The organism is Streptomyces sp. 35G-GA-8 (assembly GCF_023534745.1).
Lineage (GTDB): Bacteria > Actinomycetota > Actinomycetes > Streptomycetales > Streptomycetaceae > Streptomyces.
Genome location: NZ_JAMHJQ010000013.1, coordinates 184,511 through 202,258, shown reverse-complemented (window position 1 = coordinate 202,258; position 17,748 = coordinate 184,511). Strand labels below are relative to the sequence as shown.

The following is a 17,748-nucleotide window of genomic DNA, read 5'->3' as shown; positions in this document are numbered from 1 at the left end:
TGACGGAGCCTCCATTAGTCTCCGGGGGCACCGCGGCCGTGTGCATCAGGGCCGCGGCGGACCGGACCGGATCTCGTGGAGCGTCGTGAGCAATACGCAGGGCAGTCACCGTGCGGCACGGGGCGGGCTGGGCCGCCGTAAACCCGCCGGGCGAGCCACCCCGTCCAAGGCCGCGCCGTCCAAGGCCGCGCCGTCCGGGGCCGCGCCGTCCGGGGCCGCCCCGCCCGCGATCGCTCCGCCCGGCCCCGCCGCCTCCCCCGAGGCGCTGCGCCGGCTCGTCCCGCAGGCGCTCGTCGTCGCCTTCCTCGCCGGTGGCACCTCCGCGTTCGTCGTCCACGACAAGGCCGTGGAACTCACCGTCGACGGCAGCGAGCCGCGCACCCTGCACACCTTCGCCGGAGAGGTGCGGGACCTGCTCGCGCACGAGGGCGTGACGGTCGGCGCGCACGACATCGTCGCCCCGGCGCCCGGCGCGGAGCTCAGCAACGGCGACGAGGTCGTCGTCCGCTACGGGCGGCCCGTCCTGCTCACCCTCGACGGACACCGGCGCCAGGTGTGGACGACGGCCCGCACCGTCGAGGGCGCGCTGCGCCAGCTCGGGGTGCGCGCGGAGGGCGCGTTCCTCTCCGTCTCCCGCTCGGCCGCGATCTCCCGCACCGGACTGGCCCTGGACGTAAGGACCGAGCGGACCGTGACCTTCATGGCGGACGGCCGCGAGCACACGATCCGTACGAACGCGGCGACCGTCGCCGAGGCCCTGGCGCAGGCCGGTATCGCGCTGCACGGGCAGGACACCACGTCCGTACCGCGGGACACCTTCCCGCGTGACGGCTCGACGATCACCGTCATGCGGATCACCGCCGGTGAACAGGTACGCGACGAGCCCATCCCGTACGACACCGTGCGGACCGAGGACCCCGGCCTCTTCCGTGGAACGGAGGTCGTCGACCGGCAGGGCAGGCCGGGCGCGCGCCGGGTCACCTACGCGCTGCGCACGGTCAACGGCGTCAAGAAGAAGCCGCGGAAGATCCACGAAGAGGTGGTGCGCCGGGCGGTCACCCAGCGGGTGAGGGTGGGCACGAAGACGGCACCGGCCTCCGTGGCCGGCGCGGACGGGCTCAACTGGGCCGGGCTCGCCGCCTGCGAGTCGGGCGGCAGGCCGGGGGCCGTCGACGCGTCGGGGAACTACGGCGGGCTGTACCAGTTCGACACCGGCACCTGGCACGCGCTCGGCGGCAGCGGACGGCCGCAGGACGCACCGGCCGAGGAGCAGACGTACCGCGCGAAGAAGCTCTACGTGCAGCGGGGGGCGAGTCCCTGGCCCCACTGCGGCCGTAGGCTGACCGGGTGAGCACCACTGAGCCCGACGCCCCTGAACCCCACGCCGCCGCGCCCGCCGCACCCGATGGCCTCCTGGGCCCCGCGGACATCCGCGAACTGGCCGCGGCGCTGGGCGTACGCCCGACCAAACAGCGCGGACAGAACTTCGTCATCGACGCCAACACCGTCCGCAGGATCGTCCGCACCGCCGAGGTGCGCCCGGACGATGTCGTCGTGGAGATCGGCCCCGGGCTCGGCTCGCTGACGCTGGCGCTGCTGGAGGCTGCGGACCGGGTGACGGCCGTGGAGATCGACGACGTCCTGGCGGGCGCGCTGCCCGCGACGATCGAGGCGAGGATGCCGGCGCGCGCCGGACGCTTCTCGCTCGTGCACTGCGACGCGATGCGAGTCGAGGAACTGCCGGGCCCGGCGCCGACCGCGCTGGTCGCCAACCTCCCGTACAACGTGGCCGTCCCCGTGCTGCTGCACATGCTGGAGCGCTTTCCGACGATCGAGCGGACGCTGGTGATGGTCCAGGCGGAGGTCGCCGACCGGCTGGCCGCCGCGCCCGGCAGCAAGGTGTACGGGGTGCCGTCCGTGAAGGCCAACTGGTACGCGGACGTCAAGCGGGCCGGCGCCATCGGCCGTACGGTCTTCTGGCCCGCGCCCAATGTGGACTCCGGCCTCGTCTCGCTGGTACGCAGGACCGAGCCGGTGAAGACGACGGCCTCCAGGGCCGAGGTCTTCGCGGTCGTCGACGCGGCCTTCGCGCAGCGCCGCAAGACACTGCGCGCGGCGCTGGCCGGCTGGGCGGGCTCCGCCCCGGCGGCGGAGGCGGCGCTCGTCGCGGCGGGCGTCTCGCCGCAGGCACGCGGCGAGGCACTGACAGTCGAGGAATTCGCGCGGATCGCGGAGGCGCGGACCGTCGAGTCACGGATCGCGGAGTCGAAGGGGGCGGGCGCGTGAGCGCGACCGAATCGGTACGGGTACGGGTGCCCGCGAAGGTGAACGTACAGCTGGCGGTGGGCGCGGCCCGTCCCGACGGCTTTCACGACCTGGCGAATGTCTTCCTCGCCGTGGGTCTGTACGACGAGATCACGGTCACTCCGGCCGACGAACTGCGCATCACCTGTACGGGGCCCGACGCGGCACAGGTCCCCCTCGACCGCACCAATCTGGCGGCCCGCGCGGCGCTGGCGCTGGCGCAACGCCATGGCATCGACCCGCGCGTCCATATCCATATCGCCAAGGACATCCCCGTCGCGGGCGGCATGGCGGGCGGCAGCGCGGACGGCGCGGGCGCGCTGCTGGCCTGCGACACCCTCTGGTCGCTGGACACCTCGCGGGACGAACTCCTCGCCATCTGCGCGGAGTTGGGCAGCGACGTCCCCTTCAGCCTGATCGGCGGGGCGGCCCTGGGCACCGGCCGTGGCGAACAGCTCACCCCGCTCGCTGTGGGCGGCGACTTCCACTGGGTGTTCGCGGTCGCCGACGGCGGCCTGTCCACCCCGACGGTGTTCCGCGAGTTCGACCGCCGGACGGAGGGCACGCCGGTCCCCGCCCCGTCCGCCGACCCCGCCCTCCTGGAAGCCCTCCGCACGGGCGACGCCACCGCGCTGGCCGGCGCCCTGTCCAACGACCTCCAGCCCGCGGCCCTCACCCTCCGCCCCTCCCTCGCCGACACCCTCGCGGCGGGCACGGCGGCGGGCGCGCTGGCATCCCTGGTCTCGGGCTCGGGCCCGACGACGGCCTTCCTGACGAAGGACCCGGACGCGGCGAAGGAGGTCGCGGAGGCACTGCACACCTCGGGCACCTGCCGCACGGCACGGGTGGCGTCGTCTCCGGCGAAGGGGGCGACGGTGGTGTAGGGGGGCGTCGGGCGAAAACGGCCACTGTACGTGGACTTGACCAACACCTACTGTGATGCGGCACACCGCGCTTTCACGGAGGGCTACGCGTATGGAACCGGAGCTGGCCGCTTTGGCGGGCACCGCGGGGACGACTCTGGTCACCCTGCTGGCGACCGATACCTGGCAGAGCATGAGAGAGGGATTACTGCTGCTCTGGCGACGGGCCCGGCCCGACCGGGCGCAGGCCATCGCCGGCGAGCTCGACTCGTCCCGGGACGAACTGCTCATCGCCCAGGCATCGGGTGACCTGGAGACCGAGGCGGAGATCCGGGCGGAGTGGCAGGGCCGGGTGCGACGGTTACTGACCGCCCACCCCGAACTGGCCGAGGACCTGAGCGCGTTGCTGGCCGAGGTGGCTCCGGGCGCCCGCGCCCAGCCCTTGCCGACCCAACAGGCCACCGCCTCCGGCGAGGCACGGATCTACCAGGCGGGCCGTGACCTCCACCTCGATCAGCGGTGACCGGTCGCAACGACGGGCGGGCCGAGGATCAGGGGCGCGTCTACCAGGCTTCGGGTGACCAGCACATCACCGAGCATCATCATCACGGCCCGTCGTGGTCAGGACCGGACTCGGTGCGTCACCCCGCCGTGGGCCGGGCGCCCGCGATACTCCGTGACCGCGATGAGCTCATGGAGCGTCTGCGGGCCGCTGTCGCCGAAGGCACGGGAAGCGGGGTCTTCGTCCTCCACGGCCTCGGAGGTTGCGGAAAGACGGCCGTCGCCCACACGCTCTTCCGCTACGCGGCGAACGAGGCCGATCGCCTCAGCCTCTGGGTCAACGCCTCCGACCACGCCTCCTTACGTGCCGGCATGCTCGCCGTGGCCGCCGACCGGGGAGCGGGCGAGGGGGAACTGATGGCGGCGCGCAACGGCCTCCGCGCGGCGGCCGACCTGGTCTGGGACCGGCTCGACCAGTCCGACCGGCCCTGGTTACTGGTTCTCGACAACGCGGACGATCCGGCGGTGCTGCGCGACGGCGGCTGGCTGCGCACGAGTCCGCGCGGCACTGTTCTCGTGACCACCCGCCAGTCGGCGCAGCACTGGTGGCCCGCCGCCGAACTGCTCCACGTCGGGGTGCTGCCACGTCCCGAAGCCGCCCAGGTGCTGTGCGATCTCGCGCCGGGCACCGGGACCGTCGAGGAGGCCGGCACCATCGCCGACCGGCTCGGGCGCCTTCCGCTCGCGCTGACGCTCGCCGGTGGATTCCTGGCCCACCAGGTGATCGACCCCTGGACCATGGCCGAGTACGGGCGCCGCCTCGAAGACCGCCAGGACCCCATCGAGCTGATCGACCAGGGCGCGGGCGCCGCCGGCAACGACTCCCGCCATCTGATCAGCGGCACCTGGCAACTCTCGCTCAACGCTCTCGTCGGGCAGGGACTGCCCGATGCCACCCCCTTGCTGAGACTGCTGGCCTGCTGGGCGAGCGATCCGCTTCCGCTCGCACTGCTCAGTGGCGTCGAACTCGGCCCGGATCTGCCGGCGGCCCGCGTCGAACTGACGCTGCGTGGGCTCCTCGACCACTCGCTCACCGAGCTCGTGCCCGGCGACGGCGTGCGCTGCCTGCGTACGCACGGAGTGCTGCTCGACAGCGTTGCCCGGGGTACACCCGCCGACCAGCGCGATCGGCTCACCGCCACGGCAGCCGGTCTCCTGGCGTCGGCCCTTCCCGACATGCCCGAGCGCGGAATACGGGATGCCCGGCTCAGCCTCCTCGCCTCGCACGTCCTCGCACTCCTTCGACGCGTACGGGACTGGTCCGACGTGCGACAGCCGACAGTGGAGGCGGCGGCCGCATGCGCTCTGCGGCTGGTGACGGCTCAGCACCGAGGCGGTGACTACGCGTCGGCGCTCGCCGTCGCGAACCGGGCCGTGGAACTGGCGAGGCCCCGGCTGGGCGAGGATCACCTCCTCGTGCTGAGACTCCGTCAACGCGTGGGGAAGTCCGTGGATCGCCTGGGACGCCTCGCCGAGGCGGCGGAGCTGCACCGGCGGGTGCTCGCCGATCTGGAGCGTGTCTACGGTCCGGATTCTCCGGACGCGCTGACGAGTTGTCTGCACCTGTCGCGCCCACTCACCTGGCTCGGCGATACGGCGGAAGCCGTGGCGCTGATGCGCCGGGCGGCGAAGGGCCGGACGGTACAGCTGGGCCCTTCGCATCCCCTCACACTGGAGGCGCGGGCGTGTCTGCTGGAGTTGCCGCCGGGCGCCGAGCTGGACGAGGAAGCCCCGGAAGGCCCCGGCCTGGTCGCCGTCTGCCGCCGCGAACTCGGCCCGGATCATCCGATCACGCTCTCGGCAGAGCTCAACTGCGCTCATGCCTTGTTCAACACCGGCCGACCAGTGGAAGCGCTGCCACTGGCTCGCGGAGCCCTGGCCGCTCATGAGCTGCGCTATGGGGCCGAGTATCCGATCACGATGGCCTCCCGGAGCCTGCTGGGCAGTGTCCTCGCCGCGCTGGGCGAGCTAGCCGAGGCTGTCGAACAGATTGAGACCGTCATCGAAGGGAGAGAGCGGGTACTCGGCCCGAGTCACCCGTGGACGGTGATCGCCCGGGAGAAGCTCGCCAGTTACCGGAACCTTCAGGCGGACACGTAGCCACGGGGCGGAGCCCGGGCGGACCCGCGCGGGGGCCCGGGGGACCCCGCGCGGGGCCGCACCTGGCGCGAACTCGTCACTCAGCGTTGCCGTGTGATGTGTGCTCGGTCATAATCGCGCCAACTCACCTGGAGGATTCGCGTGGTTCGTGCGTGGGAAGCAGATCCCTCTTCGCCGCTGGTCCGTCGTCTGGGCAAACCCCCCGAGGAATTGGGGACAACGGGGGGCGAGTCCGGCTGCCCGGACATCTGGGAGCTGGAGAACGGTGATATCGCGGTGATCGGCAGGGACCTCACGGATTCCTATCGGGCGCGCCTTCCCGATGGGTTGAAAATCGCGCGTGACGAGCGGCTGGTCATCATTCCGCGCACGACGGCCGTTGCTGCGAAGGAGGACATTCCGGATGCGTAGCGCCCTGGCGGACGCGACCGGCGATCGGCTTGAGCTGGACGCGTACTTGGATGATTTCGACAGGCACTTCTGGCATGCGGGCGGCGCGGGATTCTGGAAGCTTGAACGTCAGCAGACTTTCAGAGAGCCCGGGGTGAAGAGCTGGGAAGCGTTCATCCGCGGGGAGTGGGGCAATGCTCTTTCACTCATCTCGGAGCAACGAGGTCATTACGAGGGGTACTTCCGGAAGATCGCGGACCACGGGTTCGGTCTCCATCGTGTCCGTGTGGCAGAGGAGCCCATCGTTCCCTATCTTCAATGGGAACTCCACCTTCTGCGCCTGAAGGAACAATGCGGAGAAGACACGCGGGTCGTGGGGTTGAGTGATATCGCACTACTTGAATCCGATGGCGCATTGCCGGAAATCGCCATCATCGGATCCTCTGTGCTGTATGAAATCATTTATGACGGCGACGGAAACCTTACCGGCGGCATAAAATACACCGACAGTGGCGTGATCGCCGAGTGCAAGCGAATCATTCTGGACCTGTATGAGTCGGGAGAGCGGCTCAGCGGCTTCTTCGGGCGCCGTGTCGCCCCTCTGCCTCCCCCTGCCATGCACCATCTTCAAACGTAGCCGTCGAGCGTAGATGTCGAGTGTCCGGTCTCGTGAAATGTTGGGCGGTTCGATGCGTGTCATCCTGGTGTCCTATTCGGCGCAAGGATTCGCGGTCCTACAGGCAGTCTGCGAACGGGCCGGGCACACACCCGTGGCGTACGTACACGCACGGTCTCTGAGCCCCGGCGGACCGACCAGATCCGGCGCCGGAACGGTGATCGGCGAGATCGCCGACAGGATTCCGCAGGGGGTCGATCTCTTTCTGCCCGGCAGCAAGAAGGTGCTGGCGGCAACCCTGCGCGGATACGGTGCGGACCTCATGATCTGTTACGGGTTCCCCTGGAAGTTCCCACCCTCCGCCCTGCGGGCCACGTCGCTGGGGGCCATCAACGTGCACACGTCGATGCTGCCGAAATACCGTGGTCCCATCCCCGTGAACTGGGCGATCAGGAACGGTGACCCGGACATCGGACTGAGTATTCACCGGATGGACGAGGAATTCGATTCGGGCGGAATCCTGATCCAGGAATCCGGAATCGTACTGGACGACGATGTGCTTCCGGAGCGGATCTGGAGCGCGGTCGACGGATTCATCTCGCGCCTTCTTCCTACGGCTCTTGAGCGTGTGGCCGAAGGGTTTCCGGGTACCGCGCAGTGCGCCGCACATGCCTCTTACGCGGGATGGATGGAGCCCGGATTCTCCCGTATCGACTGGGAGCACAGCAGAAGCCGGATCCACCATCAGGTTCGCGCCACTCGATTCGGCAGCTCGGGCAGGTCCGGTCCGACCGCGTGGGTGGCGGGCGAATGGATCAGGGTGTTGCGGACCTCCCTCGACCCCGCCGACGGCGTTGAGGTGAAGTGCGCGGACGGTCCGCTCTGGATCGTGGAATCGATGCCTGCCTGAGCCCGCACGAGCTCCCCGGCTGTCCACTGCCGGGTCGTTGTCCGGCCGGACAGGATCTAGTGCCCCTCCCGGCAATGTTTGCCCCGTCGCGTCGCCCGGCACGCGCGCTCGCGGCGTTGGCCAAAAGCCCAGGTAGCTCCGCTACAAGGGCTTCCGGCCGCCTTGCGATCACACGCACCGGACGCCGCTCCTTGACGGGCAAACATTGCCGGTCGCGGCACTAGTCGCGGGACGTGCCGTCCCTGGCGACCGCCAGGAAGGTCTGCCACGAGGCAGGGCCGAAGTGGAGGGAGGGGCGGCTCCGGTCCTTGCTGTCCCGTACGGCGCGGCCGCCGTTGGCGGTTGGGGCCACCTCGACGCAGTTGTTCTCCTGCCCGGAGTATGAGGATTTCCGGTAGGGGCCTACAACCTCAAGGGTCACGATGTGTCTTCCTTGCTGCTCCGCAGTAAGCCCCGCATGAGCTGAGCGCTCGCCTCGGGTGCCAGTGCTGCCGATCGTAGTTGGTCGAACGCATTGGCGTAAGCCGTCAAGTCGTCGGCTGCCTCAAGGATGGACGTGCCCCTGAGATTGTCCAGAGTCACTGCCTCCACGGTCGGTTCGGAGTCGAAGCTGAAGGAGGCGAAGGCCGAGGTCATGCCGGCCTTCACTCCTGCGGTGAACGGAAGAACCTGAATGGTGACATTCCTGCGCTTCCCCACTTCAAGAGTGCGGGTCAGCTGCTCCCGGTGAATCTCAGCGTCCACCAGAGGCTGCGTGATGACCGGCTCCCAGACAATTGCTGTGTAACTGGCCCCGCCCTCAGCGATCTTCCCCTGCCGTCCCTCTCGCACCTTGATCAGTTTTTCGACACGCTCGGGAGCGACATAGCCGAGGCCTGCGGCGATGGCGGCCTCCGCGTAGGCGGAGGTCTGCAACAAGCCTGGGAACATGACGGGCTGCCACTCCCGAATGTACGAGGCGTCATCCTCCAACGAGATGTGGTCGAGATAGTCGGTGCGAAGGTGTGCGGCATGTTCGAGCCACCATCCGCGCCGATTCGACCTCTTGGCCAACTCCTCAAGGCGGGCGACCTTCTCGCGGTCGGTAACTCCGTACGCGCCCATGAGCAAGCGGACATCGATCACGCGGCAGGACACATGTCCGCTCTCCATGCGGCTGATCTTGGCCGTGGATGAGGCAATCGCCTCGGCGGCCTGTGCCTGGTCCATCTTCGCGGCCTGCCTGTGCAGCCTGAGTGCTGTGCCGAGCCGCCTGCTGCGCACCGTTGGTTTCCCGCCTGCGGGCATGGTCCTTCCCCTCTCTGTTGGCGCCATAGGTCTGCAACTTCCGCTGTCGTCAGACTAGTCACTCGATAGAGCGACTAAAGCAAGTTTGCATGCAACGAGGTTGCGTGAGGGAGAAGTGCACCCTTAGCTTCGAGTCGCACACGCCGTCGGCATCCCGCTACACGGCGTGAAGACGACCATGCGTCAGCTTGGGGGTGCGACATGCCCGCAACCCATACGGCGGAGCCGCTCCGCGACACCTTCCGCATCCCGAAACGCCGGAGACACGTCCCGGCCGCACGGGCACGGGTCAGGGAAACCCTGGAAAAGTGGGGGGTCAACGACCGCGCTCCGGACATCGAGTTGGTGGCCTGCGAGCTGGTCACCAACGCGGTCGTCCACTGCCGCGTCACCCTCGCCGAGATCGAGGTCACCGTCCATGTCGACGGCGACGACCTGGTGTTGGAGATCTCCGACCCCGACCGGGACAGACCTCCGCATCTCCGCGTAGGCCGCCCCGACGCCGACGAGGGTGGACGCGGTCTGCTTCTCGTCGCGGCGCTGTCCGACACCTGGGGCTGCCGGGAGCTGGAGTACGGGAAGTGCGTGTGGGCGCGGTTCGCCGTTACCGGGGAGCCGGCATGAGACGGCTCCTTCGGCGCGTCGTGTTCGGGCGCCGCGCGCGCGTCGAACCGCCTGTACCCGTACTCGTACCCGTGGGCGTACAGGCGGATGCCCTGCCGACGTCTACGCCCACACCGGAAATGTGGGACGCCTTGCTCACGCTCGCCCGTCACCACCGTCGTCGGCGGGCGCGGGGCCGGGTGGAGGGGCGGCGCGTGTGGACGGGCTGACGGTCGGGATGGTCGTGTACGACCGCGCGTACGAGATGCCGGGACGCGTCACCGGATTTGCCGGACACCTGGTCTGTCTGGCACGCCCCACCGGGCTGATCTGGGCCGCGCGCCGGACTTCCGTACGGCCCGCGACCGACTGGGAGCGGCGCCAGCTTTCCGCCATCGCCAAGCTCCACGCGCGACGGCGCCTCCCTGCGCCCTCGCGGCGGCCCGGGACCGCCCGTTTCGCCGTGTGCGGGACCTGCGAGGGCGGTCGGCTGCTGCGCTCCCTGCGGAGCGGCAGAACAGTGATCATCCCGTGCCGGTCCTGCCGCGCGACCGGATGGCTCTTGGTGCGATGAAGGACCTGCCGGGTCCCGCCGGCGTATGTCCGGCGGCCTTCGTGCCGAGGGGTAGTCGGGGTGAGCCGGAAGGTTCGGAGACGGGTGGGGGCCGCCCCTGGGTTTCAGTTTCGCGGTTGCGGGTCGGGCGTCAAGGGCGCTCCTTCGTCGCGTCGGCTGCGCCGATTCCGCTTCGCTCCACCCTTGACACCCGCCCCTCCACCGCAAGTGCTGCTTTGAGGGGGGCGGCCCGGGGGGAGGGGTCCCCGGGGAAGCGCCCATGTGCCGGGGGTCTGTTCCCGGCCTCGGGCCGGTGGGTGGTCTGCGCGGCAGTGGAGTGGGGCGGCCCGGCCCCGGCTCAGCGAGCTGACGTTGGGTGGGTGGTTGGGACTCATGCCCCGCTGTGAGGGTCCGTTGTCGGGTGACACCTGTCAGCAGAGGCGGACGGGCCTGCCACCTGCACCCAATGTCCCAGTTTGGAAGGTGCTTTGGGGAGGGATCCGGCGGGTCATGCGTCCTGAGTTCGGTTAACCGGGCCCCCTGACACATCACCCCCTCCGACCGGTCCAATCAGTGCCTCGCCAGTCACACCCACCCCACCGTCCCGGGGTGCGTGAGCAGAGGGACAGGTGTGACTCATGGGGCGGCCAATGGGCCGGTCAGAGCCGGTGATGCGTCGTGGGAACGACTTAACTGGTCTCAGGACACATGACCGGCCGGGGAGCCCCGGAACAGCCCGCCAAACTGGGGCATAGGGGGCGTGTGACGGGTCCGTCCGCCTCGGCTGACAGGTGTCACCCGACAACGGACCCGCACAGCGGGGCATGAGTCCCGGTCACTTCCCGACCGTCAGTCGCTTTGCCGGGGCCGGGCCGCCCCATTCCACTGCCGCGCAGCCCCGCAGGGTCCACCGGGTCGCAGGCCGGGAACCGGGCCGGTCCACTGGACAGGCCCCCCGGGGACCCCTCCCCCCGGGCCGCCCCCCCCTCAAAGCTGCACTTGCGGTGGAGGGGCGGGTNACTGCCGCGCAGCCCCGCAGGGTCCACCGGGTCGCAGGCCGGGAACCGGGCCGGTCCACTGGACAGGCCCCCCGGGGACCCCTCCCCCCGGGCCGCCCCCCCCTCAAAGCTGCACTTGCGGTGGAGGGGCGGGTGTCAAGGGTGGAGCGAAGCGGAATCGGCGCAGCCGACGCGACGAAGGAGCGCCCTTGACGCCCGACCCGGAACCGCGAAACTGAAACCTAGGGGCGGCCCCCACCCGCCATGGCCTACACCGGCCCACCCCGACTACCCCTCGGCACGAACCCGCAGCCCCATGCCCCCACCGGCCACAGAGCAGTCCGGCCGGTCGGCGGCGCCTTGATGGCGGTTACGCTGGGATGTCGATCGTGTCCCCCGTAAGCAGGAGAAAAATGGCCGTCAATCTGGTCAATGTCGAGGCAGTCACCAAGGTGTACGGCACCCGTGCGCTGCTCGACGGTGTCTCTCTCGGCGTCTCCGAGGGGGACCGGATCGGCGTCGTCGGGCGTAACGGTGACGGTAAGACGACCCTCATCAGGCTGCTCAGCAGGCTGGAGGAGACCGACAGCGGGCGTGTCACGCACAGTGGCGGGCTGCGGCTCGGGGTGTTGACGCAGCATGATTCGCTCGATCCCGACGCCACGGTCAGACACGAGGTCATCGGTGATCTCGCCGATCACGAGTGGGCCGGCAACGCCAAGATCCGTGATGTCCTCACCGGGCTCTTCGGCGGGCTCGATCTGCCCGGATTTCCGCAGGGGCTCGATACCGTCATCGCGCCGCTCTCCGGTGGTGAGCGACGGAGGATCGCGCTCGCCAAGCTGCTGATCGGCGAGCCCGAGCTGATCGTGCTTGACGAGCCCACCAACCATCTCGATGTCGAGGGCATCGCCTGGCTGGCCGAGCATCTGCGGGCGCGGCGGTCCGCGCTCGTGTGTGTGACGCACGACCGGTGGTTCCTCGACCAGGTCTGTACCCGGATGTGGGACGTCCAGCGCGGTGCGGTGCACGAGTACGAGGGCGGCTACTCCGACTATGTCTTCGCCCGCGCCGAACGCGAGCGCATCGCGGCGACCGAGGAGGCCAAGCGGCAGAACCTGGTCCGCAAGGAGCTGGCCTGGCTGCGGCGCGGTGCTCCCGCGCGTACGTCGAAGCCGCGGTTCCGGGTCGAGGCGGCCAATGAGCTGATCGCGGACGTACCGCCGCCGCGTGACACCTCCGAACTGATGAAGTTCGCCAACGCCCGGCTCGGCAAGACCGTCTTCGACATGGAGGACGTGACCGTCCAGGCGGGCCCCAAGGTGCTGCTCACCCATCTGACCTGGCAGCTCGGCCCGGGGGACCGGATCGGGCTGGTCGGGGTGAACGGCGCGGGCAAGACCTCGCTGCTGCGGGCGCTCGCCGAGGCCGCCCGTACGCAGGGCGATGTCCAGCCCGCCGCCGGGAAGGTCGTGGTCGGCAGGACCGTCAAGCTGGCGTATCTGTCCCAGGAGGTCTCCGAACTCAAGCCGTCGCTACGGGTCCTCGAAGCCGTGCAGCAGGTACGGGACCGGGTCGACCTCGGCAAGGGGCGGGAGATGACGGCGGGCCAGCTGTGCGAGCAGTTCGGCTTCACCAAGGAGAAGCAGTGGACGCCGGTCGGCGATCTCTCCGGTGGTGAGCGGCGCCGCCTCCAGTTGCTCAGGCTGCTGATGGACGAGCCGAACGTCCTCTTCCTCGACGAGCCCACCAATGATCTCGACATCGAGACGCTGAACCAGCTGGAGGACCTGCTCGACGGCTGGCCGGGCTCCATGGTCGTCATCTCGCACGACCGGTTCTTCATTGAGCGGACCACCGACAAGGTGATGGCGCTGCTCGGTGACACGAAGCTGCGGATGCTGCCCCGCGGGATCGACGAGTATCTGGAACGCCGCCGCCAGTTGATCGAGTCCGGGGTTCCGGCCGCCGCGCAGGCCCCCGCGGAGGGTCGCTCAGCGGGACCGGGAACGGGTACGGGAGCTGGTACGGGAGCGGGCGCCGGCACGGCCGCCGGTACAGGGGCCGTGTCCGCCAAGGACGGCCGCGCGGCGAAGAAGGAACTCCAGAAGATCGAGCGCCAGCTGGACAAGATGTCCAGCCGTGAGACGACCCTCCATCAGCAGATCGCCGACAACGCCACAGACTTTGAGAAAGTGGCCAAATTGGATGCGGAGCTGCGCGAACTGGTGGGAGAGCGCGACGAGTTGGAAATGCGCTGGCTGGAGCTCGCGGAGGACGCGTAGAGACGCTGTGCAGAGCGCATAACAAGCGCATCACGGGCCGGTCCTCCCTTGGGAACAGGGGCGGACCGGCCCGTCCCGCTACGACGGCCGAGTGATAGAAAGAAGCCCCGCTCGACTGATATGACGATGCGGAAACCGCGCCCGATTCGCTCCATTCCGGTGGCCGGTAATCATCGGCCACCGGAATCGCGGGGGAGTCCGACCGGGTCGCGGACCGTACTAACAGGGGGAAAGCGCTGATGAGTCAGCCGCCCAGTCAGCAACCGCCGCAGGGGGGCTTCGGAGCTCCGCAGGACCCGCCGCACGGTGGCACGCCGGGGCAGGGCGGACCGGGGAGTCCTCCGCCGCCCGCGCAGCCTCCGCAGATGCCGCCGCCTCCGCAGACGCCGCCGGGTCCGCCCGCCGCGCAGCCCGGTTACGGCTATCCGCAGGCGGGACCGGCCGATCAGCAGCAGCCGGGTCCGTACAACCAGCCCGGACCGTACGGCCAGCAGCAGCCCGGTCCGTACAACCAGCCGGGGCCGTACGGTCAGCAGCAGCCAGGTCCGTACAACCAGCCGGGCCCCTACGGCCAGCAGGCAGGGCCTTACGGCCAGCAGCCCGGACCGTACGGGCAGCAGCCAGGACCCTACGGCGGCGGCTATCCGCCCCAGCAGTTCCCCGGCCCGCCCACCGCGCCCCCCGGCGGCGCCGGCGGTGGCGGCAAGAACCCCTTCAAGGGCAAGCCCGGTGTCATCATCGCGGCGGCCGTCGCGGGCGCACTGGTCATCGGGGGCGGCATATGGTTCGCCGTCGGCGGTGACGACAGCGGCGACAAGCCGAACGTCAGCAAGAGCGGGGACGCCGAGCCGACCGGTTCGCCCAGCGTCGACCAGGGCGACGGCAGCGGCGACGGCCGTGAGGCCGCGGACGACCTCAACGCCGGGCGCAAGGACGGCGAGGCCAGGATCGAGTGGCTCCAGACCAACGATGTGGACCTGCCGCGCAACGGCGCCGACGTGTACGGCCCCTGGTTCGCCGGCGACACCGTCGTCAAGGCCATGTACCGGCAGGTCGTGGGGTACTCCGCCGCCGACGGCAAGAAGAAGTGGACGCTGTCGCTGCCCACCGAGATCTGCGCGGCGCCCGTCGCGTCCACGACCACCGGCAAGCTGGTCATCGGGGTCAAGAACGGCACCACGGAGAAGGCCGACTGCAACCAGCTCCAGCTGGTCGATCTGATGACCGGCAAGGGCGGTTGGAAGAAGGAGATACCCGAGACCGGGGCCTTCGACCTGCTCTCCGACATCACCATCGCGATGAGCGGCGACACGGTGACCGCCGCCCGCACCGGAGCCGTCAACGCCTTCCGGGTGAGCGACGGCAAGGAGCTGTTCGGCAAGCTCCCCGGTGACTGCCAGCCGTACGCGCTCACCGGCGGCCCCAAGCTGATCGCCGCCGAGAGCTGCACCTCCGGCGGGAACCAGATCCAGGAACTCGACCCGACCACCGGTCAGGCCAAGTGGACCTACAAGCTGGCCGCCGACTGGGACACCGACAAGGTCTATTCGGTCAACCCGCTGGTCGTCTCGTTGAAGAACGACGAGAAGGACACCTGGAGCATCGTCGCGCTCAACGCGAACGGCACCCCGCGCTCGCAGATCCAGGGCGGCAACGACAAGTTCGCACCGAACTGCGGCGGGAGCTTCATCGTCTTCGGTCAGAATCTGGAGGGCTGTGTCGGTGTCGCCGCCGACGCGAACACCTTCTACATGGCGACCGCGCCCGACAGCGGCAGCACCTCACGCACCAACGAGATCGTCGCCTTCAGCCTGGACACCGGAAAGTCCACGTGGCGTGCGAAGGCACCCGAGGGCCGCACGATGACGCCGCTGCGCATGGAGGGCGGCAAGGTCCTGGTCTATCTGGACGCCACGTACGACACGGGCGGCGCGGTCGCGACCGTGGCCCCGAGCGGTGGCGCCCCGACCACGCTCCTGCAGCACCCGGCGTCCACGGCGCAGATCGAGAACTCCTTCTACTCGCCGAAGTACGCCTATGTGGACGGCCGTTTCTATGTGATGAGCGGCCGGGTCAGCGCGAGCAACGACGAAGAGGAGCTGAAGACGAAGACGATGATGGCCTTCGGGAAATGACCCTCGGGAAATGACCCCGTCCGCTCTCGTCGTTCTTCTCGTCCCCCTTCTCGTCCCCGACGACTTTCCCGAGGTACGTACGTCATGACGCAGCCGCCCCAGCCACCCAACGAGCCACCGCAGGGAGGGTTCGGCGCTCCGCAGGAGCCTCCGGCCGGTGGGTTCGGTGCCCCGCAGGAGCCGCCCCCCGGCGGGTTCGGAGCCCCGACGCCGCCCCCGGAGAACCCTCCGTACGGCTATCCGCAGACGCCGCCGCAAGGTCCCCCGGCCCAGCCGCCGGGGACACCGCCGCCCGGCCCCCCGCCGGGCTACGGGTACCCGAACCAGCAGCCCGGGTACGGATATCCGAACCAGCCGCCGGGGTACGGGTATCCGGGTCAGCCGGGCCAGGCCGGCCAGCCGGGTCAGCCGTCTCCGTACGGCTACCCGACCCCGCCCATGCAGCCCGGGGCCCAGCAGCAGTACCCGTACCCGCCGCCCCCGCAGGGCACCGGTGGCGGCAAGAAGCTGAGCCGCCAGGCGCAGATCATCATCGCCGCGTCCGTCGCCGTCGTACTGATCATCGCCGGAGGCGTCCTGTTCGCGTCCTCCGGCGACGAGGGCGGGAAGAGCGACGCCAAGGGCGGCTCGTCCGGCTCCACCGAGGGCGGTACGGCCGGCACCGGCGGCGAGAAGGCCGCCGACGGCGCGGGCAAGGAGAAGGCGCCGGGCAACACCAGGTCCAAGGCCGCCTTCCAGCTGCCGGTGCCCGAGGTCACCGACGTCACGACGGTCAAGGGGTCCTGGATCACCGACACCGCGTATGTGAAGACCGGGGTCAACGAGATCGTCGGCTACGACCTGGACAAGGGCACCCAGCTGTGGTCGATCCCGCTCCCGGGCCAGGTCTGCGCGGCATCGGCCCATGTCTCCGAGGACAACAAGACGGCGGTCGCCTTCGCCGCGGCCAAGACGACGGCCGACAAGAACTACCAGCAGTGCACGGAGGTCGGCGCGATCGACCTGATGGCCGGAAAGCTGCTCTGGTCCAAGTCCGTCAACGGCTCCAACGTCGGTGACGAGAAGGTCCGGTTCAGCGAGGTCACCCTCAGCGGTGAGACCATCGCGGCCGGCGGCACCGACGGCGGGGCGGCCTTCGATCTGGCCGACGGCTCGGTCCGGTGGAAGCCCGAGGTCAGCGCCGAGGGCTGCTACGACATGGGGTACGGCGGCGGCGAAGGGCTCGTGGCGGCCCGCAAGTGCGGTTCGTACGACGACCCGCAGGTCTCCATCCAGAACCTGAACCCGGTCACCGGCGCCCCGATCTCCACCTTCCAGATGCCGACCGGTGTGGACTACGCGAGCGTCGTCTCGACCGACCCGCTGGTCGTCGCGGCCGACGTCGGTGACACGGCCGGGGACGGCAGCGGGATCTCGGACTTCTTCTCGATCGACGCGAAGACCGGCAAGCTGATCGCCAAGATCCCGGCGGACGCCGACAAGTACGCGGCGAAGTGCCGCTCCACCGAGGTCGAGTCCTGCCAGATGCTGGCGGTGGGCAACGGCCGGCTCTATCTGCCGACCGAGGAGCACGAGGGCGGCGGGGAGTACGGCGACACCAACGAGATCGTCTCGTTCGATCTCGCCACCGGCAAGGGCACCTCGGACCGCGCCGACGCGGGCGACCGCTACACGATGGTGCCGCTGCGCATGGATGGCGGCAACATCATCGCGTACAAGCGGCCCCCGTACGACAAGGGTGGCCAGATCGTCTCCATCGACGGCGGCACGTTCAAGCAGACGGTGCTGCTGGAGAATCCGGCCGGCGAGACCGTGCGTGACATGGAGTCCGGCTTTCTGCCGGACTACGCGGAACTGCTCTACCGCAACGGCCGGCTCTTCATGTCCGACACCACGCTGAGCAAGCCGTCGAATTCGTCGCTGGACGACAAGTCGTATCTCGCGGTCTCCTTCACGACCACGTAGCGGCCCGGCCAACTGCCGCCGCGAGCACGGCATTTCGGGGCCCCGGCCCGGGGGTGACACCACGGGCCGGGGCCCCGCTCGTATCCGGACTGGCCGGTCAGTAGTCCTGAATGGCAGGGAATTCGGCAATCCGAGGGGCTTCTGACCGTTAGGGGGCGCGCGATGTCGAACAAGCGTG

Annotated in this window: 15 protein-coding genes; 13 read left to right on the top strand and 2 right to left on the bottom strand. The window is 69.6% G+C overall.

From position 1 onward, the window contains the following. The first annotated feature begins 85 nt into the window (after positions 1-85). The 8 genes from M1203_RS28530 (at position 86) to M1203_RS28495 (ending at position 7,744) form a co-directional block, all read left to right on the top strand. Complete coding sequence (locus M1203_RS28530) at positions 86-1,351, top strand: ubiquitin-like domain-containing protein (RefSeq protein ID WP_308404918.1); 1,266 nt, start codon at positions 86-88, stop codon at positions 1,349-1,351. Further along, positions 1,348-2,286: a 16S rRNA (adenine(1518)-N(6)/adenine(1519)-N(6))-dimethyltransferase RsmA gene (gene rsmA, locus M1203_RS28525; RefSeq protein WP_249952676.1), complete on the top strand. Its 939-nt coding sequence runs from the start codon at positions 1,348-1,350 to the stop codon at positions 2,284-2,286. The genes M1203_RS28530 and rsmA overlap by 4 nt, the downstream gene beginning before the upstream one ends. Continuing rightward, positions 2,283-3,188 carry a 4-(cytidine 5'-diphospho)-2-C-methyl-D-erythritol kinase gene (locus M1203_RS28520; protein ID WP_249952675.1) on the top strand — a complete coding sequence of 302 codons (906 nt, stop codon included), beginning with the start codon at positions 2,283-2,285 and terminating at the stop codon, positions 3,186-3,188. Before rsmA ends, M1203_RS28520 begins: the two co-directional genes overlap by 4 nt. A 91-nt stretch (positions 3,189-3,279) precedes the next feature. Further along, on the top strand, positions 3,280-3,690 hold the full coding sequence (locus M1203_RS28515; RefSeq protein ID WP_249952674.1) for a hypothetical protein: 411 nt from the start codon (positions 3,280-3,282) through the stop codon (positions 3,688-3,690). Beyond that, positions 3,687-5,828, top strand: coding sequence for a tetratricopeptide repeat protein (locus tag M1203_RS28510; protein WP_249952673.1), 2,142 nt, complete (start codon positions 3,687-3,689; stop codon positions 5,826-5,828). The genes M1203_RS28515 and M1203_RS28510 overlap by 4 nt, the downstream gene beginning before the upstream one ends. Positions 5,829-5,969: 141 nt before the next feature. Continuing rightward, entirely contained in the window at positions 5,970-6,239 is a 270-nt protein-coding gene (locus tag M1203_RS28505; RefSeq protein ID WP_249952672.1) for a hypothetical protein, read from the top strand. Continuing rightward, a complete protein-coding gene (locus M1203_RS28500; RefSeq protein ID WP_249952671.1) occupies positions 6,232-6,855 on the top strand; it encodes a DUF6879 family protein in 624 nt (207 codons plus the stop codon). Before M1203_RS28505 ends, M1203_RS28500 begins: the two co-directional genes overlap by 8 nt. 196 nt (positions 6,856-7,051) lie before the next feature. Continuing rightward, positions 7,052-7,744, top strand: coding sequence for a methionyl-tRNA formyltransferase (locus tag M1203_RS28495; protein WP_249952670.1), 693 nt, complete (start codon positions 7,052-7,054; stop codon positions 7,742-7,744). 220 nt (positions 7,745-7,964) lie between these two features. On the opposite strand, the gene M1203_RS28490 is transcribed toward M1203_RS28495, so the two are convergent. Next, entirely contained in the window at positions 7,965-8,165 is a 201-nt protein-coding gene (locus tag M1203_RS28490; protein ID WP_249952669.1) for a DUF397 domain-containing protein, read from the bottom strand. Next, positions 8,162-9,031 carry a helix-turn-helix transcriptional regulator gene (locus M1203_RS28485; RefSeq protein ID WP_249952668.1) on the bottom strand — a complete coding sequence of 290 codons (870 nt, stop codon included), beginning with the start codon at positions 9,029-9,031 and terminating at the stop codon, positions 8,162-8,164. Before M1203_RS28485 ends, M1203_RS28490 begins: the two co-directional genes overlap by 4 nt. Positions 9,032-9,232: 201 nt before the next feature. Here M1203_RS28485 and M1203_RS28480 point away from each other — a divergent pair, with 201 nt between their 5' ends. The 5 genes from M1203_RS28480 to M1203_RS28460 all read left to right on the top strand — a co-directional run bounded on the left by M1203_RS28480 (position 9,233) and on the right by M1203_RS28460 (position 17,570). Beyond that, complete coding sequence (locus M1203_RS28480; RefSeq protein WP_249952667.1) at positions 9,233-9,655, top strand: ATP-binding protein; 423 nt, start codon at positions 9,233-9,235, stop codon at positions 9,653-9,655. 196 nt (positions 9,656-9,851) lie between these two features. Further along, on the top strand, positions 9,852-10,208 hold the full coding sequence (locus M1203_RS28475) for a hypothetical protein (protein ID WP_249952666.1): 357 nt from the start codon (positions 9,852-9,854) through the stop codon (positions 10,206-10,208). Between the two features lie 1,390 nt (positions 10,209-11,598). Next, entirely contained in the window at positions 11,599-13,470 is a 1,872-nt protein-coding gene (locus M1203_RS28470) for an ABC-F family ATP-binding cassette domain-containing protein (RefSeq protein WP_249952665.1), read from the top strand. 239 nt (positions 13,471-13,709) lie between these two features. Continuing rightward, positions 13,710-15,605, top strand: a complete 1,896-nt coding sequence (locus M1203_RS28465) for a PQQ-binding-like beta-propeller repeat protein (protein WP_249952664.1) — start codon at positions 13,710-13,712, stop codon at positions 15,603-15,605. An 84-nt stretch (positions 15,606-15,689) separates the two neighbouring features. Then, complete coding sequence (locus M1203_RS28460; RefSeq protein ID WP_249952663.1) at positions 15,690-17,570, top strand: PQQ-binding-like beta-propeller repeat protein; 1,881 nt, start codon at positions 15,690-15,692, stop codon at positions 17,568-17,570. Positions 17,571-17,748 lie beyond the last annotated feature (178 nt).